General features: G+C 71.3%; 21 protein-coding genes. 10 read left to right on the top strand and 11 right to left on the bottom strand.

What is annotated here, in order from left to right:
- Positions 1 to 4: 4 nt before the first annotated feature.
- On the bottom strand, positions 5 to 1,108 hold the full coding sequence (locus IEY82_RS12085; RefSeq protein WP_189124153.1) for a serine/threonine-protein kinase: 1,104 nt from the start codon (positions 1,106 to 1,108) through the stop codon (positions 5 to 7).
- A gap of 685 nt (positions 1,109 to 1,793) precedes the next feature.
- On the opposite strand from IEY82_RS12085, the gene IEY82_RS12090 reads away from it, so the two are divergent.
- Positions 1,794 to 1,982, top strand: coding sequence for a DUF5999 family protein (locus IEY82_RS12090; protein WP_189124154.1), 189 nt, complete (start codon positions 1,794 to 1,796; stop codon positions 1,980 to 1,982).
- A gap of 61 nt (positions 1,983 to 2,043) precedes the next feature.
- Here the strand turns inward: IEY82_RS12090 and IEY82_RS12095 are convergent, their stop codons facing one another.
- Both IEY82_RS12095 and IEY82_RS12100 read right to left on the bottom strand, forming a co-directional pair.
- Positions 2,044 to 3,696: a fumarate hydratase gene (locus IEY82_RS12095; protein WP_189124155.1), complete on the bottom strand. Its 1,653-nt coding sequence runs from the start codon at positions 3,694 to 3,696 to the stop codon at positions 2,044 to 2,046.
- Positions 3,697 to 3,777: 81 nt separating this feature from the next.
- Positions 3,778 to 4,653, bottom strand: a complete 876-nt coding sequence (locus tag IEY82_RS12100) for a DMT family transporter (RefSeq protein WP_189124156.1) — start codon at positions 4,651 to 4,653, stop codon at positions 3,778 to 3,780.
- Between the two features lie 68 nt (positions 4,654 to 4,721).
- On the opposite strand from IEY82_RS12100, the gene pdxR reads away from it, so the two are divergent.
- The 3 genes from pdxR to IEY82_RS12115 are packed head-to-tail and all read left to right on the top strand — an operon-like array spanning position 4,722 to position 7,983.
- Positions 4,722 to 6,113 (top strand): MocR-like pyridoxine biosynthesis transcription factor PdxR, encoded by a 1,392-nt coding sequence (pdxR, locus tag IEY82_RS12105; RefSeq protein ID WP_189124157.1) that lies wholly within the window; start codon positions 4,722 to 4,724, stop codon positions 6,111 to 6,113.
- Positions 6,114 to 6,161: 48 nt separating this feature from the next.
- Positions 6,162 to 7,130 (top strand): Gfo/Idh/MocA family protein, encoded by a 969-nt coding sequence (locus tag IEY82_RS12110; RefSeq protein ID WP_189124158.1) that lies wholly within the window; start codon positions 6,162 to 6,164, stop codon positions 7,128 to 7,130.
- Positions 7,123 to 7,983: a Cgl0159 family (beta/alpha)8-fold protein gene (locus tag IEY82_RS12115; protein ID WP_189124159.1), complete on the top strand. Its 861-nt coding sequence runs from the start codon at positions 7,123 to 7,125 to the stop codon at positions 7,981 to 7,983. Before IEY82_RS12110 ends, IEY82_RS12115 begins: the two co-directional genes overlap by 8 nt.
- Here the strand turns inward: IEY82_RS12115 and IEY82_RS12120 are convergent.
- On the bottom strand, positions 7,967 to 9,121 hold the full coding sequence (locus tag IEY82_RS12120) for an MFS transporter (protein WP_189124160.1): 1,155 nt from the start codon (positions 9,119 to 9,121) through the stop codon (positions 7,967 to 7,969). The two genes, IEY82_RS12115 and IEY82_RS12120, sit on opposite strands and share 17 nt — an antisense overlap.
- A gap of 22 nt (positions 9,122 to 9,143) precedes the next feature.
- Positions 9,144 to 9,914, bottom strand: coding sequence for a DUF998 domain-containing protein (locus IEY82_RS12125; protein ID WP_194518789.1), 771 nt, complete (start codon positions 9,912 to 9,914; stop codon positions 9,144 to 9,146).
- A gap of 155 nt (positions 9,915 to 10,069) precedes the next feature.
- Between IEY82_RS12125 and IEY82_RS12130 the strand changes: the two genes are divergently transcribed.
- A complete protein-coding gene (locus tag IEY82_RS12130; RefSeq protein ID WP_189124162.1) occupies positions 10,070 to 10,720 on the top strand; it encodes a DUF1707 SHOCT-like domain-containing protein in 651 nt (216 codons plus the stop codon).
- 87 nt (positions 10,721 to 10,807) lie between these two features.
- Here the strand turns inward: IEY82_RS12130 and glpX are convergent, their stop codons facing one another.
- Positions 10,808 to 11,842 carry a class II fructose-bisphosphatase gene (gene glpX, locus IEY82_RS12135; RefSeq protein ID WP_189124163.1) on the bottom strand — a complete coding sequence of 345 codons (1,035 nt, stop codon included), beginning with the start codon at positions 11,840 to 11,842 and terminating at the stop codon, positions 10,808 to 10,810.
- A gap of 82 nt (positions 11,843 to 11,924) precedes the next feature.
- Between glpX and IEY82_RS12140 the strand changes: the two genes are divergently transcribed.
- The 3 genes from IEY82_RS12140 to IEY82_RS12150 are packed head-to-tail and all read left to right on the top strand — an operon-like array spanning position 11,925 to position 13,351.
- Positions 11,925 to 12,536, top strand: a complete 612-nt coding sequence (locus IEY82_RS12140) for a TetR/AcrR family transcriptional regulator (RefSeq protein ID WP_189124164.1) — start codon at positions 11,925 to 11,927, stop codon at positions 12,534 to 12,536.
- An 11-nt stretch (positions 12,537 to 12,547) separates the two neighbouring features.
- Positions 12,548 to 13,078: a DUF4245 domain-containing protein gene (locus IEY82_RS12145; protein ID WP_189124165.1), complete on the top strand. Its 531-nt coding sequence runs from the start codon at positions 12,548 to 12,550 to the stop codon at positions 13,076 to 13,078.
- A gap of 36 nt (positions 13,079 to 13,114) precedes the next feature.
- Complete coding sequence (locus IEY82_RS12150; protein WP_189124166.1) at positions 13,115 to 13,351, top strand: exodeoxyribonuclease VII small subunit; 237 nt, start codon at positions 13,115 to 13,117, stop codon at positions 13,349 to 13,351.
- Between the two features lie 157 nt (positions 13,352 to 13,508).
- Here the strand turns inward: IEY82_RS12150 and IEY82_RS12155 are convergent, their stop codons facing one another.
- Entirely contained in the window at positions 13,509 to 13,922 is a 414-nt protein-coding gene (locus tag IEY82_RS12155; protein ID WP_189124167.1) for a nitroreductase family deazaflavin-dependent oxidoreductase, read from the bottom strand.
- A gap of 90 nt (positions 13,923 to 14,012) precedes the next feature.
- Here IEY82_RS12155 and IEY82_RS12160 point away from each other — a divergent pair, with 90 nt between their 5' ends.
- Positions 14,013 to 14,639: a TetR/AcrR family transcriptional regulator gene (locus IEY82_RS12160; protein ID WP_225263039.1), complete on the top strand. Its 627-nt coding sequence runs from the start codon at positions 14,013 to 14,015 to the stop codon at positions 14,637 to 14,639.
- 6 nt (positions 14,640 to 14,645) lie between these two features.
- On the opposite strand, the gene xseA is transcribed toward IEY82_RS12160, so the two are convergent.
- Positions 14,646 to 15,914 (bottom strand): exodeoxyribonuclease VII large subunit, encoded by a 1,269-nt coding sequence (gene xseA, locus IEY82_RS12165; protein ID WP_225263037.1) that lies wholly within the window; start codon positions 15,912 to 15,914, stop codon positions 14,646 to 14,648.
- Positions 15,915 to 15,940: 26 nt separating this feature from the next.
- Positions 15,941 to 16,996 carry a DUF8129 domain-containing protein gene (locus IEY82_RS12170; protein WP_189124168.1) on the bottom strand — a complete coding sequence of 352 codons (1,056 nt, stop codon included), beginning with the start codon at positions 16,994 to 16,996 and terminating at the stop codon, positions 15,941 to 15,943.
- A gap of 100 nt (positions 16,997 to 17,096) precedes the next feature.
- Between IEY82_RS12170 and IEY82_RS12175 the strand changes: the two genes are divergently transcribed.
- Positions 17,097 to 18,062 (top strand): 4-hydroxy-3-methylbut-2-enyl diphosphate reductase, encoded by a 966-nt coding sequence (locus IEY82_RS12175; protein ID WP_189124169.1) that lies wholly within the window; start codon positions 17,097 to 17,099, stop codon positions 18,060 to 18,062.
- Here the strand turns inward: IEY82_RS12175 and IEY82_RS12180 are convergent.
- Both IEY82_RS12180 and IEY82_RS12185 read right to left on the bottom strand, forming a co-directional pair.
- Positions 18,059 to 18,541: a DUF6542 domain-containing protein gene (locus IEY82_RS12180; protein ID WP_225263035.1), complete on the bottom strand. Its 483-nt coding sequence runs from the start codon at positions 18,539 to 18,541 to the stop codon at positions 18,059 to 18,061. The genes IEY82_RS12175 and IEY82_RS12180 overlap by 4 nt on opposite strands.
- 41 nt (positions 18,542 to 18,582) lie before the next feature.
- Entirely contained in the window at positions 18,583 to 19,839 is a 1,257-nt protein-coding gene (locus IEY82_RS12185) for a DNA recombination protein RmuC (RefSeq protein WP_189124171.1), read from the bottom strand.
- Positions 19,840 to 19,916: the final 77 nt, after the last annotated feature.

Below are 19,916 nucleotides of genomic sequence, written 5' to 3' on the forward strand. Positions count from 1 at the left end.
TGCTTTAGCCTCGCTTGCGAAGTTCTCTTGGCCAGAACCGTCGAGGGAGGCACAACTTTATCACCGTCGTCTTGAAACGGGCATAAGCGGAAGGCACCGGTCGCGCTTCGACTCGTTTCCGGTGCACTCCCTCGCCGGCCTTGCGCTCCTGCCGGGGCGCGGGCACGGTGACCGCCACCGGCTCGGCCCGATGCAGGCCGCGATGCGTCGATCTGCGGGCGAACGCGGGCGTCGGGGGAGCGGCCGGTGAGCGTACGGGCCGCCGCGCGGCCAGTGGCTCCTCGGCCGAGCCGCCCGCCGCCACGCGCGCCAGCATCAGCGAGGCTCGTACGGAGTCGAGCCTGGTCTGCGGGTCGATGCGGAGCAGCGCGTCGAGCACCGGGGCCAGCGGGCCCGCCTTGGTCATCGGGATCGGCTCGCCGCTGGTGAGCGCGGCCAGCGCGGCGGCGGCCGTGCGGCGGCCGTGCAGGCCCCTGCCCTCGACGGCCGTGTAGAGCGTCGCGCCGAGCGACCACAGGTCGCCGGCGGGGCTCGCCTTCGAGCCGAGCACCCGCTCTGGCGCGATGTAGCCGGCGGAGCCGAGCACGATGCCCGCCTGGGTGATGGAGACGTCACCCTCCAGCGCGGCCAGACCGAAGTCGGTGAGCACCGCGCGATCCTCGGTCACCAGCACGTTGCTGGGCTTCACGTCGCGGTGCAGGATGCCCTTGGCGTGGACGGCGCGCAGCGCGCCGAGGATCTGCCGGCCGATCTCCGCCGCCTGGCGGGGGTGGAGCGGTCCGTTCTGCTGCACGAGCTGCTCGAGTGACCTGGCCTGGAGCAGCTCCATCACGATCCACGGGCGGTCGTCCTCGGTGACCACGTCGAACACGGTGATGACCGACGGGTGCGCGACCATCGCGGTCGCCCTGCCCTCACGCTCGGTGCGCGCGCACAGCTCGGCCCGCAGCTCCTCGTCGAGCACGGCCGGCAGGCGCACCTCCTTGACCGCCACGTGACGGTCGAGCAACTCGTCGTGCGCCCGCCAGACGGTGCCCATGCCGCCGCGTCCGACCGGCTCCAGAAGCCGGTAGCGCGCGGCGAGGAGGTAACCGGAGGGCGCACGCATGCCTGGCAGCTTACCTATTTGTGTAAACCGACCAGTAGAGGCGTGGCCGATAAAATGTTGCGATTATGAGTCAACCCGCCTGACTCGGCGCGTCAGTAAAGCGACGGTCATATCAGGCCGGCCGACCCCGGCTTTCCGCCGTCGGAGTGACGGCCGCCATGCCGCCTTTCGGGCCGGCGAGGCCGCCGAAGCCCTGGTCGATGCCGGGTCCGGGCGACGGACCGGTCGATCATGGTCGCGATCCGAGGAGGCCGGTCCGGCGTCTGACCCGGAGCCTGATGCGGCGGCCCCGACTCGCCGGGACCTCCCGCCGCCACGGGCCTCCACGCCGCTTCGGGGGCCGCCCGGACGGCCCCGTCAGGGGCTCGCTTCCCTGCCGCCGGGCGCCGGGCGCGGAGCCCGGACAGTGCCGGGACCCGAATGCGGACGTGTTCGCGCAGCTCACCGCATTGTGTGCGCTGTCCGCTCACTTCGTACGAAAAGGTGTGTGTTGCCCAGTAACTGCTTCGCAGGTGTCAGGCCTGGTTGCTGACAAGAACTCTCCGGAAGGCGTCAGCAGGTTGTAAGGGTGCCGTAAGGGGCCGGGGGCAGAGTGAGGGCACACGTAAGTAAGCCCGGTGAAGAGGTCCGGAAAGCGCCGCCTTCTGAAACCCGCGCAACAGGAGCGTCATCTGAGAGGTGCACCATGTGCAGTCACTTCCCCCTTTGCCCCAGCGCCGACTCGCCCGACCGTGAGGCGTCGCACGTGATCTCGGCCCACCCCGACCAGGGGTGGAGCCTGCTCTGCAACGGCGTGGTGCTGTTCGAGGACACCGGCCTGCTGCTGCCCGACGGCCGGGTCGTCGCCCCCCACCGGGCACCCGTCGCCGCGTGAGCCCCCGGCGGGTGGTGCCGAGCGGCGGGAGCGCCCACCCGGCACCTTCGCGGCCGCCCGCCTAGCGGCGGCCGATGCTCAGCACCGGCCCCGTGGTGTCGGTGAAGAAGTCTTCGCCCTTGTCGTCCACGACGATGAACGCGGGGAAGTCCTCGACCTCGATCTTCCAGACCGCTTCCATGCCCAGCTCGGGATACTCCAGGACCTCGACCTTCCTGATGCAGTCCTGTGCCAGCCGGGCCGCCGGGCCGCCGATGGAGCCCAGGTAGAAGCCGCCGTACTTCTGGCACGCGTCCGTGACCTGCTTCGACCTGTTGCCCTTGGCCAGCATCACCATCGAGCCGCCCGCCGACTGGAAGCGTTCGACGTAGGAGTCCATGCGTCCGGCGGTCGTGGGCCCGAACGAGCCGGAGGCGTAGCCCTCGGGCGTCTTGGCCGGGCCGGCGTAGTAGACCGCGTGGTCCTTCAGATATTGCGGCATCTCGCCGCCGTCGTCGAGCAACTCGGCGATCTTCGCGTGCGCGATGTCGCGGGCGACCACCAGGGGGCCGGTCAGGGAGAGCCGCGTCTTGACCGGATATTTCGTCAGCTCGGCCAGGATCTCGGGCATCGGGCGGTTGAGGTCGACCGAGACGACGTCGTCCGAGAGGTGCTCGTCGGTGGTGTCGGGCAGGAAGCGGGCCGGGTCGGTCTCCAGCTGCTCCAGGAAGACGCCCTCAGCGGTGATCTTGGCCAGGGCCTGCCGGTCGGCCGAGCAGGAGACGGCGATGGCCACCGGGCAGGAGGCGCCGTGCCGGGGGAGCCGGATGACGCGGACGTCGTGGCAGAAGTACTTGCCGCCGAACTGCGCGCCGATGCCGAGCTTCTGGGTCAGCTCGAAGACCTTCGCCTCCAGCTCCAGGTCACGGAATCCGTGCCCGGCCGGCGACCCTTCGGTGGGGATCGAGTCGAGGTAGCGGGCGCTGGCGTACTTGGCGGTCTTGAGGGCGTACTCGGCCGAGGTGCCGCCCACGACGATCGCCAGATGGTACGGCGGGCAGGCGGCGGTGCCGAGCGAGCGGATCTTCTCCTCCAGGAAGGCCAGCATGCGCTTCTCGTTGAGCACCGCCTTGGTCTCCTGGTAGAGGAACGACTTGTTGGCCGAACCGCCGCCCTTGGCCATGAACAGCAGTTTGTACTCGTCGGCGTGGCCGAAGGGGTCTTCGGCGTAGAGCTCGATCTGGGCGGGCAGGTTGTCGCCGGTGTTCTTCTCCTCCCACATGGTCAGCGGGGCCATCTGGGAGTAGCGGAGGTTGAGCTTGGTGTAGGCGTCGTAGACGCCGCGCGAGATGTGCTCGGCGTCGCGGCCGTCGGTCAGCACGTGGCGGCCGCGCTTGCCCATGACGATCGCGGTGCCGGTGTCCTGGCACATGGGCAGCACGCCGCCGGCCGAGATGGAGGCGTTCTTGAGCAGGTCGAGCGCGACGAACCGGTCGTTGCCGCTGGACTCGGGGTCATCGATGATCTTGCGGAGCTGGGCCAGGTGCGACGGCCGCAGGTAGTGCGAGATGTCGTGCACGGCCGTCTCGGTGAGCAGCCGCAACGCCTCGGGGTCGACCTCCAGGAACGTACGGCCCGCTGCCTCGACTCTCCGCACCCCCTCCGATGTGATCAGCCGGTATGCGGTCTCGTCGGCGCCCAGCGGAAGCAGGTCGGTGTAGTCGAACTCGGCCATGACCATCCTTTCGATTGCCCAAAGGGTACGCCCACGGCCACCCGCGTTCGTGCCATGGGGGCGTACGGTATGGGTGGTCTGTCAGGTGGCGTCGGCGGTGAGCCGGACCGGCTCGGGGGTGCGGTCGGCGGTGAGACCCACCACGATGCCCGCGATCACCAGGCCCGCGCCGAGCAGGTCGTAGCCGGAGGGCGTGGCGACGCCCAGCACCAGCCCCGTGACGATCGCGCCGACCGGGATGAGCCCGGCGAACAGCCCCGCCCGGCCGGGCCCGAGCTTGGGCAGCGAGGTGTACCAGAGGAAGAACGCCAGCACCGTCACCACCGTCGCCAGGTAGCCGAACCCGAGCGCCTCGGCCGCCGTCGGCGTCCGCAGCATTCCGGTGCCTTCTCTGACCAGTCCGATCAGGGCCAGCATGGGCACCGCCAGCATCGTCGAGCAGGCGCTCACCCGGATCGCCCCCAGCTTGGGCAGCAGCGGGATGGCCAGCAGCGAGAAGCTGATCTCCCCGGCCAGCGCGCCGAGCGCCCACAGCAGACCGGGCAGGTTGCCGCTGCCGAGCCCGGTGGCGAGCGTCGCGCCGGTCACCACCACGCCGGCCCCGGCGAGCAGCCGGGGTGAGGGCCGGCCACCGGCCAGCGCGAGGGCCAGCGGCACGGTGCCGAGCACGGTGCCGACCAGCGCGGGGCCCGAGGCGCGGGTCGACTCGATGACGCACACGTTGAAGATGACCAGTCCGAGCATGGCCAGCCCGCCGAGCAGCGCCCACTCCTTGGCGGTGAGCCGGACGAACCGCAGGCCCATCGCCCAGGTCACGATGAGCAGGATGACCGCCGCCACCAGGTAGCGCACGGCCTGCCCGCCGTAGAGGGGGTAGTCCGCGATCAGTCCGGACACGCCGGCCAGCGTCCCCACGATGAACATGGCGCTGGCCGCGCCGGTGACGCCGTTTCTCATGGAACGGATGGTAGGGAGACAATGGTTCTACTAAACAGTCCAATCAGCCGACATGTGAGAGGACCAATGTGGCCGACCTTCATGTGTCGATCAATCCTGCCGAAGGGGGCATCGCCGCGCAGATCGCCGCCCAGCTGCGCGAAGCCATCCGGCGCGGGCGCCTCACTCCCGGCATCCGCCTGCCCGCCAGCCGTGACCTGGCGGCCGACCTGGCGGTCTCGCGCGGGGTCGTCGTGGAGGCGTACGAACAACTGGTGGCCGAAGGCTTCCTGATCTCCCGCGTCGGCTCCGGCACCCGGGTGGCCCCCGCCGCCGCCCGCCACCCGGCTCCGCCGGCCCCGTCGGCACCCGAGGGCGCCGGCCCCTACTACGGCCACCGTCCCACCTCTCCCGACCTGGGTCACTTCCCGCGCGAACGCTGGCTGGCCTCCGTCAGGCACGTCCTCACCACCGTGCCCTCCGACGCGCTCGACTACGGCGACCCGGGTGGTGTCCGGGAGCTGCGCGAAGAGCTGGCCGGCTATCTCAGGCGGGTGCGTGCCGCCGACGTGGCCCCGGAGAACCTGGTGATCGTGGGCGGCGTGGCGCAGGGTCTCAGCCTGGTCCTGCACGTCCTCACCCAGCGGACCGGAGCCGGGCCGTACACCCTGGCCGTCGAGGACCCGACCAGCCACCGCCAGGTCCCGCTGCTGCGACGGGCGGGCGCCCACCTGCTGCCCGTGCCGGTCGACGACCAGGGCCTCGACGTGGCGGCGCTGCGCGGCGGGCGGGCCGAGGGGGTGCTCGTCACGCCCGCCCACCAGTACCCGACCGGCGTGGTGCTCTCCCCGGCCCGGCGGGCCGCGCTCATCGCCTGGGCCCAGGCGGCCGGCGGCTTCGTGCTGGAGGACGACTACGACGCCGAGTTCCGGTTCGACCGTGACCCGGTCGGCTGCCTCCAGGGGCTGGCCCCCGGCCGGGTGGTCCTGTCGGGCAGCGTGAGCAAGGCCCTGGCGCCCGGCCTGCGGCTGGGCTGGGTGGCCGCGCCCGCCGAGCTGGCCGAGGCGGTGCGCCGGGCGCGCGGCGAGCTCGACCTCGGCTCCCCGGTCGTCGAGCAGTACGCGCTGGCCCACTTCCTGCGCACCGGCGGCTACGACAAGCACCTGCGCCGGATGCGCCGCGAATACCATCGCCGCCGCGACGCCCTGGTGGCCGCGCTGGCCGAGCACCTGCCCGAGGTCCGGGCGCACGGCATCGAGGCGGGCCTGCACGTCCACCTGGCACTGCCCGACGGCTGGGACGAGAGCCGGGTGTCCGAGCTGGCCCAGGAGCAGGGGCTGGCCGCCGAGCCGGTCGCGCCGATGCGCTTCGCGAAGGGCGGCCCGGCCGTGGTCGTGGGCTTCGCCCGGCTCCCGGCCCACCGAGCGGCGGAGGCCATCCGAGGCTTAAAGGTAAGAATGTCTGGACAAATCATTGACTGAGGGAGAAATTCTCGCTTACAAAGAAAGCCCACTTCCCTTGGAGGCGTCATGCGTGTGGGACTGCTGGGCCTGGGCCGGATCGGCGCGTTCCACGCGGCCACCCTGGCCGCGCATCCGCTGGTGGACGAGCTGATCGTGGCCGATCCCGTCCGCACGTCCCCGTACGGCCGGCCGGGTGATCCGTTCGACGCCGACGCCGTGGTCATCGCCACCCCGACCGGCACGCACGCCGAGCTGCTGATCGAAGCCTGCCGCAGGGGCATCCCGGCCTTCTGCGAGAAGCCGGTGGCCGGTGACGTCGAGCGAACACGGGAGGTGCTGGAGGCGGCCCGGGGCAACCGGGTGCAGATCGGCTTCCAGCGCAGGTTCGACGCCGGGTACGCCGCGCTGGCCCGCGCGCTCCGCGACGGCGAGCTGGGGGAGTTGCAGCGGATACACATGATCACCGCAGATCCGGCGCCTCCGCCGCCCGAGTACATCCGGCTCTCCGGCGGCATCTACCGCGACTGCCACATCCACGACTTCGACATCCTGCGCTGGGTGACCGGCCGCGAGGTCGTCTCCGTCTACGCGACCGGCTCCAACCGGGGCGCCGCCTTCTTCGACGAGGCCGGCGACGTGGACAACAGCGCCGCCGTCCTCACGCTCGACGACGGCACGCTGGTCACGCTGCAGGGCTCCCGCTACAACGGCGCCGGCTACGACGTGCGCATGGAGGTGGCGGGCACCAAGGGCACCCAGGTCGCCGGGCTCGACCCGCACGTCCCGCTGCGCTCGGCCGAGGGGCTGCAGCCGTCCGGGGCGCCCTGGCCCGACTTCGTCAGCCGCTTCCGCCAGGCCTACACCGACGAGATCGACGGCTTTCTGCGCAGCGACCGCAGCCTGTGCTCGATCGAGGACGCCCTGGAGGCGCTCTACATCGCCGAGACCGCCGAGCTGTCCCGCCGCGAGGGCCGTCCCGCCCGGCTGCACGAGGTCCGTACGACCGACGAGAACGAGGTGCCCAGGGTTGGCTGACTACCGGGAGCTACGCGAGACCAGGGCGAGGTTCCCGGAGCGCGTCGCCGAGGCGGCCGCGGCCCGGCGGCGCAGGCCGCTCTTCGGCGCGCGCGACCAGCTACTGATCATCGCCGCCGACCACCCGGCCCGGGGCGCCCTCGCCGTGGGAGGCCGCCCGCTGGCCATGGGCAGCCGCGTCGAGCTGCTCCAACGGCTCACCGTCGCGCTGTCCCGCCCCGGCGTCGACGGGCTGCTGGCCACCCCCGACATCGTCGAGGATCTGCTGCTGCTCGGCGCGCTCCATGACCGCGTCGTCATCGGCTCGATGAACCGGGGCGGCCTCCAGGGAGCGGTCTTCGAGTTCGACGACCGGTTCACCGCGTACGACACCGGCACGATCAGGCGGATGCGGCTCGACGGCGGCAAGATGCTCTGCCGCATCGCCCTCGACGAGCCCGGCACCGCCCCGACGCTGCAGGCGTGCGGCCGGGCGATCACCGAGCTGGCCGAGAGCGGGCTGGTCGCGATGATCGAGCCGTTCTGGTCCGGCAGAGCGGGCCACGACCTGTCCCCCGAGGGCGTGATCCGGGCGATCAACGTGGCCCAGGGCCTCGGCGCGACCTCGGCCCACACCTGGCTGAAGATCCCCGTCGTCGACGGCATGCAGCAGATCATGCAGGCCACCACGCTGCCCACCCTGCTGCTCGGCGGTGACCCCGGGGACACTCCCGACCTGGCGTACGCCTCGTGGCGCAAGGCGCTGCGGCTGCCCGGCGTGCGGGGGCTCGTGGTCGGCCGGGCGCTGCTCTACCCGCCCGACCACGACGTGGCGGCGGCCGTGGACACCGCCGTGGCTATGCTCGGGCCTTGACCGCCGGCTCGAAACCCCTGGCCAGTGCGATGATCGCGGCTGCCAGCACGAGCGGCGCGGCGAACGCCACCCGCATGTCCGCGGCGTCCGCGATGCCGCCGACGAGCGCCGCGCCGACAATGAAGCCGACGTAGTTGAACAGGTTGACCCGGGCGATCGCCACCCCGGTGCCCGCCGGGTCGAGCCTGCCCGCCGCCGAGAACGACTGCGGAGCCACCACCGACAGCCCGACACCGGTGAGCCCGAACGCCACGATGGCCAGCGGCTGGCTGGGCGCGAAGACGATGCCGAGGAACCCGAGGGTCGCGATGGCCCCGCCGATCCTGACGATGGCGGCCGGGCCGTACCTCCGCACCGCGAGGTCGCCGCCGAGCCGTACGGCCAGTGTGGTGGCCTGGTAGGCGGCGTAGCCGAGCGGCACCACGCTCGCGCCCGCGCGCAGGACGTCCTGCATGAAGACGGTGCTGAAGTTGGAGACCGCGGCGTCGCCGACGTACAGGAAGCCCATCGCCAGGCAGAGCGGGATGATCGGCTTCCACGGGAACCGGCCGGCGACGGCCTGCATGGACTCGACTTTCTCCTCCTGGATCGTGCAGAGCCGCGGCCCGGCGTAGACCGAGCCCGCCACCGCCAGCAGCATCGGCGCGCTCATGATCACGGTCAGGTCGAGCGAGGCCGCGGCGGACGCCCACAGCGCGCCGGCCAGGCTGAAGACGCTCCACACGCAGTGGAAGCCGTTCAGCACGGCCCGCCCGTACCTCCGCTCGACCGCCACGCCCTGCATGTTGATGCCCGCGTCGACGGCGCCGACCGCCAGCCCGAAGAGCAACAGCGCGAGCACGAGCAGCACGACGTCGGGCGCGAGCCCGGCGAGCACCACGCCGGACGCCACCGCCGGCTGCGCGGCGCGCAGCAGCGGTTTACTGCCCTTGTGTGAGGCGAACGCGCCCGCGGCCACGCTGCCGATCCCGGCGAAGACGGGGACGATGAGCAGCAGCAGGGTCAGGGACCCTTCGCTGAGGTGGTGCTTGTTCTGCAGGTTCGCGACCTGGGTGAGCAGTGTCGCGAACGACAGCCCCTGTACGGCGTAGGCGACGAACGTGGCGATGCGGGCCTGGCGATCACGCGGGGTCGGCACGGAGGCCTCCAGATGGGGGGAATCAAACGTGAGGCGCGGTCAGGTTATTCGCTTCACCGGCGCCTCCGCCAGCAGGCGCCGGCCGGTGCCGGGCGCCCCACACGCCGAGGGCGACCACGGCGGCCACCTCGGTCGCCGCGAGACCGCGTTCGACCAGGCCGAGCGGCATGACCTGCCACCAGGACAGGCCGGCGCGCGTCCCCACCAGCACCGTCGCGCCGATGCCCAGCACCCAGAGCACCGACAGCAGACCGAAGCCGAAGGCGAACCGCGCGTGCCCGCGCCCCTCGGTGTGCCGCCAGGGCCGGGCGATGACCAGAGCCGCCAGCGGCAGGCCGAGGAACGCCACCAGACTGCCCGCCCGGTGGATGCTGCCGCTCAGGCTCGGGCCGACCGACCAGTCGTGCTTGGGAAACCAGGCCGTCACCAGCAGCCCGGCGCTCCACGCCATCAGCGCGAACGTGCCGAAGATCCCGGCCAGCCGGACCCGGGCCAGCGCGACGCCGATGGCCGCGGAACCGCCCGCCAGCGACGCGACCGCGAAACCGAAGATCCACCCCTGCGCGCCGAGGCCGTGCTCGCTGATGGTCCGCCGCAGCGGATTGATCTCCCCGAGGCTGACCAGGTCGAGACCGGCGATCACCACCACACCGGCTCCCACCGCGCCGAGTCCCCACCGTGCCGCCTGCCGCACGACCACCCCTCTCCGTACGGGCCGGGAGAGTCCTCCCTGCGGCCGGTCTCCGCGCTCGCGCGGGCCGGTCTTCACACCGGTCTTCACACGGGTCTTCACACGGGCCGGAAGAGTGCCCGGAACCACCGGTCCTGTCCGGTCAACGGGCGAATGGCCCGGCGGATTCCGCGGTTCGGCCGCTGGTGCCGACGAATCGGATGACACGGTCCAACAGACCTGAGCGAACATCCCGCCTGCCGGATATCGTCGGAAGTGTGAACGAACGCCCGGGGTCTTGGCTCCCACGCCTGCAGGAAGTCGGAGAGCGACTGGCCGAGGAGTGGGTCACCGCGCGTCGATCCACGCCCAAGCAGGCGGGGCCGCAGCCGCACGAGCTGCGCGCCTCCGACTACGACCGCGAGCGCATCGCGCAGGTGCTGCAGGACGCCCACGCCGACGGCCGCATCACCCTGGAGGAGCTCGAGGAACGGCTCGGCACCGTCTACTCCGCCCGCACCCTCGGCGAGCTCGCCGGAGTCACCGTCGACCTGCTCCCCGCCGAGCAGCAGCCGCTCAACCTCGACGGCCGACCGGTGTCGGCGATCTTCAAGCAGCAGGAGCGGGGCGGCCGGTGGGTGGTGCCCGCCGAGCTCGACGTCACGGCCATGTTCGGCACCACCAAGCTCGACCTGCGTGACGCGATCCTGCAGAACCACCGCATCGTGATCAACGCCACGCTGGTCTTCGGCGGCCTGGAGATCCAGGTGCCGGCCGACCTCGAGGTCGTCCGCGTCGCCAAGGGCAAGACCGTGCGGCTGACCAAGCAGCCCACCGAGCCCGGAGCGCCCGTGGTCGAGGTGCGCACCAACAACTTCGCGGGTGACGTCAAGGTCAAGGAACCGCCCCGCCGCAAGCGCCGCCGCTGACCGGCCCCTCCGCGACCGGCCCGCGGCCGTCCTGCCCTCATGCCGTTCCGCCCGCGATCGGCCCGCGGCCGTCCTGCCCTCAGCCGCTCAGCCGGCGGAGTCGAAGTTGATCGCGCTGTAGGCCCGCAGCTTCCACAGCTGGTGCTCGCTTTCGACCTTGCGGATCGTCCCCGAACGCCCGCGCATCACCAGCGAACTGGTCCGCGCGACCCCGCCGCTGAACCGTACGCCCTGCATGAGCTCGCCCTGGGTGATGCCCGTCGCCGCGAAGAACACGTCGTCGGACCTGACCAGGTCGTTCGTGGTGAGCACCTGGTTGAGGTCGTGCCCGGCGTCGAGCGCCTTGCGGCGTTCGGCCTCGTCGCGCGGCCACAGCTTGCCCTGGATGACGCCGCCCAGGCACTTGAGCGCGCACGCGGCCACGATGCCCTCCGGGGTGCCGCCGATGCCCAGCATCAGGTCGATGCCGGTGCCGTCGCGCGCCGCCGTGATCGCGCCCGCCACGTCACCGTCGACGATGAACTTGATCCGCGCCCCGGTCGCCCTGATCTCCTTGACCAACTGCTCGTGCCGGGGACGGTCGAGCACGATCACGGTGACGTCGGAGGCCGAGCAGCCCTTGGCCCTGGCGACCGCGTTGATGTTGGCGGACACGGGCGCGTCGATGTCGACCACGTCCGCCGCCTGCGGGCCGGTGACCAGCTTCTCCATGTAGAACACGGCTGACGGGTCGTACATCGACCCGCGCTCGCTCACCGCGATCACCGACACCGCGTCGGGCATGCCCAGCGCGGTCAGCCGGGTGCCGTCGATCGGGTCGACGGCCACGTCGCAGTCGGGGCCGCTGCCGTCGCCGACCTGCTCGCCGTTGAACAGCATCGGGGCATGGTCCTTCTCACCCTCGCCGATGACCACCACCCCGTTCATCGAGACGGTGTTGATCAACTGGCGCATCGCGTTGACCGCGGCTCCGTCGGCGCCGTTCTTGTCACCCCTGCCCACCCACCGTGCGGCGGCCATCGCGGCGGCCTCGGTGACGCGGACGAGCTCAAGGGCGAGGTTTCGATCAGGGGCGTGCTCGCCCGTGGCCAACGCGGGAGGGACGGACGTCTGATCGGACATGATGAAGGGACCTCCTTGTGGGCAACTGTCTCGATGGTAGTTGTCCCTGTATCCCCGGTCAGCGGAGGATAATGTGCCTGCCATGAGCAGCGATGTGGAACAGCCGGTCACACCACGCATCTCCGAGCGCGGTGCGGCCACGCGCGGCGCGCTACTCAAGGCCGCCCGGGAGGTCTTCATCTCCAAGGGCTTCGCCGAGGCCGGGGTGACCGATGTGGTGGGCCGGGCCGAGGCGAGCGTCGGTAGCCTCTACCACCATTTCTCCGGCAAGGCCGACCTCTACCAGACGCTGTTCGAGGAGTTCCAGGCCAGGCAGTCCCAGCGGACGAAGAAGGCCGCCCGCGAGACCAGGGCCGCGGGCGAGAACGACCCGATGCGGGTCTTCGTCGGCGCCGCCCGCGCCTACCTCGACGGCTGTCTGGAGGAGCGCGAGCTCGCCGCCCTGTTCATGCGCGGTGACGGCCCGCCCGGCTTCGAGGTCGTCATGCGCGACCGGCTGCGCACCTGGGCGCAGCGCAACGCCGCACTGTTCGACGACGACGAGGCCGCGCTGGTCGTGGTCATCACGGGAGCGCTGGCCACCGCCGTCTCCGAGGTCGTGGCCTCGGGTGACAGAGGGCTGGCCGAGGAGGTGCTCGCCATCATCGGACAGATCCGTCCGGCCGCTTCGGCAAGCGGCCCCACCAGCGGGTAACCTCACCAGATGTGCGACGGTTCACCGAGGGTTTCTACGGCTACGCGGTAGCAGTGTTCGTATGTCTCGCGGCAGCGGGGCTGTTCCTGCTGATCGCGCCGCAGAGCCGTGAGGAGCACATCCCTCGGCGCGAATACTCGATCACCGTCGCCAACTTCGGCCACAGCGTCCCCTACGGCGTGTGGGCTCCCGCCAAGGACCCGGCCGGCTGGGTGCCCAACAGCAACCGCATCGCCAAGGGCGAGAACAACGCGCAGGTCCTCTCGCTCGGCTACGCCACGGCCAAGCGCGAGCACGCCATGTTCGTGCAGAGCGACGAGAAGCCGGCGGCCGCCTTCGCCAGCCGGATGGCCAACTCCGAGCGCGTGGTGGGCACCGAGCAGGTCGCCGGCCAGACGTGGGAGCGGCGCCTGCGCGAGGACAAGGACCAACGCTCGCTGGTCCGCATGCTGCCGGAGGTCACGCTGGTGGTCACGGGCACGGCCGACTGGCCCGAGCTGGCCGAGCTGGCCGCCTCCCTCCAGCAACGTCCCCGCGGCTGACCGCGATTGTCGGCCGCCGACCCTAAGGTGGTGCCTGTGGCAGACGAGAAGGCACCCTCATACGAGCAGGCCCGCGAGGAGCTGACCGAGGTCGTGCGCCGCCTGGAGACGGGCGGCCTCACCCTGGAGCAGTCGATCGAGCTGTGGGAGCGCGGCGAGAAGCTGGCCGCCATCTGCGAGGAATGGCTCCAGGGCGCCAGAGTCAAGCTCGCCGCCGCCATGGCCCGCCGGTCCGACCCGACCGCCTCCCGAGACGACGACGCTCCCTTCTGAGCTGTTCCGGGCCGCTTGTGGAGCCCGTTTCTGGCCCCCTGAGCCGGTTCAGGCCTTCTCCTGTGGCGGTCCCGCGCGCCAGACCTTCGGGGGCCGGTTCTACGCGCCGGGGCTCGGGCGGCTGGGAGTCCAGGCTCAGGCGGTCGTACGCTCCCGCTCAGGCGTTCTGGCGCTCCAGGGCGACCACGGGGATGCGCCGGGTGGTCTTGGCCTCGTAGTCCGCGAAGCCGGGCGCGATCTCGACCATCCGGGCGTAGAGCCGGTCGCGTTCCTCGCCGTCGATCACGACCGCCTCGGCCTCGAACGTCTCAGTGCCGATCTCGGCCGTGACCCTCGGGTTGGCCCGCAGGTTGTGATACCACGCCGGGTGGTTGTCGGCTCCGGCGTTGGAGGCGATGACCACGACCCTGTCACCGTCGCGCAGATACATGACCGGGGTGGTGGCCGGCCGGCCGGTCCTGGCTCCCCTGGTCGTGAGCAGGACCAGGGACGAGCCCTCGAACGCCCCGCCGACCCGGCCCTCGTTGGCGCGGAACTCGTCGATGATCTGCTGGTTGAAGTCGTTCGGCATGCAGGCTCCCATTGAATCGGAGGGTTCTCCGCTTATTTCAGGGAAGCCTATCCGGAGGCTTTTCCGGTTACAACCGATAAGCTCTCACGCGTGTGCGGACGCCGACCGCTGCCGATGATCGGACAGCCCCCACCCGAACGTGCCGACGCCGCGCGCAACCGCCAGAAGATCATCGAGGTCGCCTCCCGCATGATCGCCGAACACGGCGCCGACCAGCTGTCCCTCGACGAGGTGGCGAAAGAGGCGGGCGTCGGCGTCGGCACCGTCTACCGCCGCTTCGGTGACCGGGCGGGGCTGGTGTGGGCGCTCATCGACGAGCGGGAACACCGCTTCCAGCAGGCGTTCCTGAGCGGGCCGCCACCGATCGGCCCCGGAGCCCCGCCCGCCGAACGCATCCGCGCCTTCCTGAGCGCCGTCGTCGACCGGGTGATGGACCAGGAGGACCTGTTCCTGCTGGTGGAGCTGGGGTCGCCGAAGGCGCGCTTCGGCGGGCCGTACAAGGTGCATCACACCCACCTGGCCGGCCTGCTCGCCCAGGCCCGTCCCGGCGCCGACGCCCGCTTCCTGGCCGACGCGCTGCTCGCCTCGGTCAACGCCTATCTGATCCGCTATCAGCGTGACGAACGGGGCATGTCCGTCGAGGCCATCAAGTCGGCACTCGACGACCTGGCCCTCTCGGTGACCGGCGGTCCGCCCACCTCGCGCCGGCGCGGCTGAGACCCCTCAGGCCGGGTCGGCGGGCTTCTTGCGCGGTTTGCGCGGCTTGGCGGCGGGGGTGTCGTCGCCGCCCGGTGCCTCCGCGCGGACCGTCAGGCGGTCGTCGGTGAGCCGGATCGTCAGCAGGGCGCCAGGTGAGACGTCCTTGGCCAGGCGTACGACGTCACCGGACGGGTGCTGGACGATGGCGTAGCCGCGTTCGAGCGTCGCGGCCGGCGACAGGGCGACGAGACGGGCGCGCAGGTGGGACAGGGAGTCCTCGGCCCGGTCGAGAGAGCCGGCGAGCGAGCGTCTCGCCCGGTCGCGGAGGGCCTCGGCCTGCTCGGCCCGGCGTTCGAGCTCGCGTACGGGATCGGCGAGGGAGGGGCGGGAGCGGACCGACGTGAGCCACGAGGTCTCCCGGTCGAGCCAGCCGCCGACGACCCTGCGGCCCCGGTCGCGGAGCTGGCGCACCAGGGTCAGCTGCTCGCCCACGTCGGGCACGACCTTCTTGGCGGCGTCGGTCGGGGTGGACGCGCGCACGTCGGCCACCAGGTCGAGCAGCGGACCGTCCTGCTCGTGACCGATCGCGCTCACCACGGGAGTGCGGCAGGCGGCCACCGCGCGGACCAGCGTCTCGTCCGAGAACGGCAGCAGATCCTCCAGCGAGCCGCCGCCACGGGCGATGACGATCACGTCGATCGACGAGTCGGCGTCGAGCTTGCGCAGCGCCTCGGTGACCTCGCCCACGGCGTAGGGCCCCTGGACGGCCACTTCCTCGACCTTGAAGCGCACGGCGGGCCAGCGGCGCCGGGAGTTCTCCAGCACGTCGCGCTCCGCCGCCGAGTCACGCCCGCAGATCAGCCCGACCGTGCCCGGCAGGAACGGCAGCCGCCGCTTGCGATCGGTGTTGAACAGCCCCTCGGCGGCCAGCAGCCGGCGCAGCCGCTCCAGGCGGGCCAGCAGCTCGCCGACGCCGACAGGGCGGATCTCCAGCGCGGTGAAGGCGAACGAGCCCTTGTTGATCCAGAAATCGGGCTTGACGTGCACCACGACCCTGGCGCCGTCGGCGGGACGCGGCAGGGCCGCCTCGTAGACGCCGCGCGGTGCGGTGACCCGGGCCGACACGTTGGCCACCGGATCGCGCAGCGTCAGGAACACCGTGCCGCCGCGCGCCGTCAGGTCGGTGATCTGCCCCTCGACCCAGACCGTGCCCAGCTTGCCGATCCAGCCGCCCACCATCTGCAGGACGGTGCGGATCGGCAGCGGAGACTCGGGCGACGTCTTCGAGGTCATGCCGGAAGACTACGGTGCCGGACCGACTATTCCCCGGCGCGCAGCTTGGTCAGCCGGTTCTCGAACATCCGGATGACCTCGGGCCGCGCGGCCGTCGCCTGCTCGTACGCCAGCAGCTCGGTCATCTGCTCGGCCGACTTGCCGCGCATCCTGGCCCGCAGCGACGCCACGGTGAGGCCCGAGTAGCCCGGCAGCGGCTCGGCCGGCCCGGCGCCTCCGGCGGCAGCCTTCGCCGGCTCCGCCACCGCCTTGGCCTCGTCCTCGGTCTTCGCGGCGGTTGCGGCCTTTCCGGCACCCGCCGTCTTGGCGGCGTCCTCGCCCTTCGCGGCGGTCTTGGGCTTGGCCGCGGTCTTGGGCTTGGTGGCGGCCTTCGGCTTGGCGGCAGCCCTGGACTTCGTAGCCGCCTTCGGCTCGGCCACGGGCTTGGCGCCCGTGCTGGCGGCCGTCTCGGCCACCGGCTCAGTGGTGGCTTCGGTGGCGGGCGTCACGGCCGTCGGCTTCGGCTTGACGGGCTCGGCACCGGCGGGCGGCTCGGCCGCGACGGCGGGCTCCGCCGTGGCGGCGGCCGGCTCAGCACCGGCCGGCGGCTCGGTGGTCGTGGCCGCGGCGGGCTCGGTCTTGGCGGCCTTGGCCTGCTCCGCGGGCGCGGCGGACGCGGCCTTGGACTCGCCGGCGGGCGCGGCAGGCTCGCCCTTGGCGGACTTGGCAGGCTCGCCCTTGGCGGGCTTGGCGGGCGCGAAGATGACCGGCTCGGGCGTGGTCTTGGCGGACCCGTTGGCGGCGGCCGGCTCCGCCGAGGGGCGCGGCGCGAAGATGACCGGCTCCCTGCGCGCGGGCTTGGTCTCCTCGACCGGCGCGGGCGCCGCCACCTGGTCGGCGGCGGAGGGGCGGGAGTCGTGCGACTCCTCCTTCTCGCCCTTGCCGGCCAGGCCCTTGAGCGAGCTCTTCATCCGGTCGACCAGGAGCAGTGCCTGACCGGCGGCGCTCAGCGTGGACTGGACGACGAGGAGCGGAAGCTCTTTCGCCTTCTCCTTGTCGGTGACGGACTTGGTGATGTTGCGTATCACGTCGCTAAGGGACATGACATCTCCCTGGGAGGTCAGTATTGGACGGCCAGTCTGGCAAACGGCGGGCAAGCGTGCACGCGCGGGCCTGTCGGCCGCTCCACGTAGCATAAGAAGTATGGAGCCCCAGTCCCGCACTTCCCGCCGTGTCCTTGTTGCCAAGCCGCGCGGCTACTGCGCCGGAGTCGATCGAGCCGTGGTAGCGGTCGAGAAGGCTCTGGAGCAGTACGGTGCGCCGATCTACGTGCGCAAGCAGATCGTGCACAACACCCACGTGGTCAAGACACTCGAGGCCAAGGGCGCCATCTTCGTCGAGGAGACCGAGGAGGTGCCCGAGGGCGAGATCGTCGTCTTCTCCGCCCACGGAGTCTCGCCCGCCGTGCACGGCGAGGCGAAGCAGCGCGGGTTGCGCACCATCGACGCTACCTGCCCGCTGGTGACCAAGGTGCACAACGAGGCGAAGAGGTTCGCCGGCCAGGACTACGACATCCTGCTGATCGGCCACGAGGGTCACGAGGAGGTCGAGGGCACCTCGGGTGAGGCGCCCGACCACATCCAGCTGGTCGACGGCCTCGAATCGGTCGGCAAGGTTCAGGTCAAGGACCCGTCCAAGCTGGTCTGGCTGTCGCAGACCACGCTGTCGGTCGACGAGACGGTCGAGACGGTCGCCCGGCTCAAGGAGCGTTTCCCCACGCTGATCGACCCGCCCAGCGACGACATCTGCTACGCCACCCAGAACCGCCAGGTCGCGGTCAAGGAGATCGCGGCGCGGTCCGAGCTGGTCATCGTGGTCGGCTCGGACAACTCCTCCAACTCCAAGCGGCTGGTCGAGGTGGCCAAGGAGTACGGCGCCGACGCCGCCTACCTGGTCGACAACGCCACGTTCATCAAGGACGAGTGGCTCGACGGCGTCACCACGGTCGGCGTCACCAGCGGCGCCTCGGTGCCCGAGGAGCTGGTCGACGAGGTGCTCGCCCGGCTGGCCGGCCACGGCTTCGCCGACGTCGAGCAGGTCGAGTCGGTGAAGGAGAGCATGAGGTTCGCGCTGCCCCACGAGCTGCGCAAGGACCTCCGGGCCTCCTAGTCCTCGCCGCGCGGCGTCCCGTAGACCTTGGGCTCGAAGTAGCCCTCGGGCTCGGGCACGAACGGCTGGCGCGGGCGCGGCACCTCAGCGCCCGCGCGGAGCTCGTCACGCAGCTCGCGTACGTTGTCGCGCAGGCCGCGCCGCCAGGCCACGCCGAGCACGACGGCCGAGCCCGCGAACAACCAGGGGGCGCCGTTCGACAGCGAGCTGTACAGGCCGAGCGCGAGTGACTGCGCGATCGAGATCGAGACGAGCGCCCGGCCGAGCTCGACGAAGAACGTCGCCGCGAAGAACACCAGCGGCGGCGTGACGACCAGCGACAGCAGCTCGCGCGGGTTGACCAGCAGCACCCCGAGCAGGCTCGCCAGCACGAACGCCACCCCGGTGACGATCGGCAGATCGACCAGGGCGGCCAGCACATAGCCCGCCAGAGTGGCGATCAGGGCGAGCGCGATGGCGCCGCGGGCGGTCAGCTTCACCGCTGAACGCCGGCCTTTCTCACTCACTGGCCCCGCCCCCCTTACTGCGACCCGTGGGCCAACTTACCGTTCACGTGCGAAATGAGAGACGAGGTTTCGAGCAGTTCGGGCGAGGCCAGCGGCCTGGGCAGGTCTTCGAGCATCTCGGGGGAGTCGAGCTCACCGTCGACAACTCCCAGATCGTGAAGTTTGCGCGCACTGACCAGGACGCGGCTTTCGAGCGATCCCACAGTCTTGTTGTACGCCTCGACCGCCCGGGTGAGCGACTTGCCCAGCGACTCTACATTCCTACCCAGTGACGACAGCCGTTCGTACAGCTCCTTGCCCAGCTCGAACACCGCGCGGGCGTTCTCGCTGAGCGCGGCCTGCTGCCAGGCGTAGTGCGCGGTGCGCAGCATCGTGATCAGTGTGGTCGGGGTGGCGATGTGCACCCGCCTGGTCATCGCGTACTCCAGCAGACCGGGATCGCGCTCCAGCGCCGGCGCCAGGAACGCCTCGCCGGGGATGAACAGCACCACGAACTCGGGTGACGGATTGAACGCCTGCCAGTAGGTCTTGGCGGCCAGCCGGTCGACGTGCTCGCGTACGTGCCGGGCGTGCGCGTCGAGGCGGACGGTGGCCAGTGACTCGTCGGACGCCTCGGCGGCCTCCAGGTAGGCGGCCAGCGACACCTTGGAGTCGACCACGATGTTCTTGCCGCCGGCCAGCCGCACCACCATGTCGGGCCGCATCGCGCCCTCGGTGACCTGCTCGTCGAAGTCGCAGTGGCGCTGCATCCCGGCGATCTCGGCCACCCGGCGCAGCTGCAGCTCCCCCCACCGGCCGCGCGCCTCGGGCCGTTGCAGCGCGCGCACCAGCGCCGTGGTCTGGGAGCGCAGCTCCACGTTGCTCTGCCGGACGAACTCCATCTGCTTGGCCAGCTCGGCGCGGGCCGCCCGCTGGCCGGACTCGGTGTCGCGCAGCTGCGCCTCGACCCGGGCGAGCGCGTCCTTCAGCGGCTCGACCAGGTGCTCGACGGCCTGCCTGCGCTGGTCGAGGTCGCCGGTCGCCTCCACGCGGCTGGCGTTGAGCCTGGTCTCGGCCAGCTCCAGGAAGCGGAGGTTGTTGACGTCGAGCGCGCGCGCCGACAGGGCCTGGAAGCGCTCGGTCAGCTGCTCCTCGACGTAGACGAGCTTGTCGGCCGATGCCTTGGCCCGCGCGTCGGCCTCGGCCACCCGGACCGCCGCGCGAGTGCGGGCCACCAGGAACCCGATGGCGAACCCGGCGACGAGTCCGAGGAGAAGCGAGACGGCGTCCACTCCATCGATGATTGCAGGACATCGGGCTCGGATCCGCCAGACACGCTTGCGCGGCCCCCCATCGTCACGCACAGTAT

This window comes from Nonomuraea cavernae (assembly GCF_014646355.1).
Lineage (GTDB): Bacteria > Actinomycetota > Actinomycetes > Streptosporangiales > Streptosporangiaceae > Nonomuraea > Nonomuraea cavernae.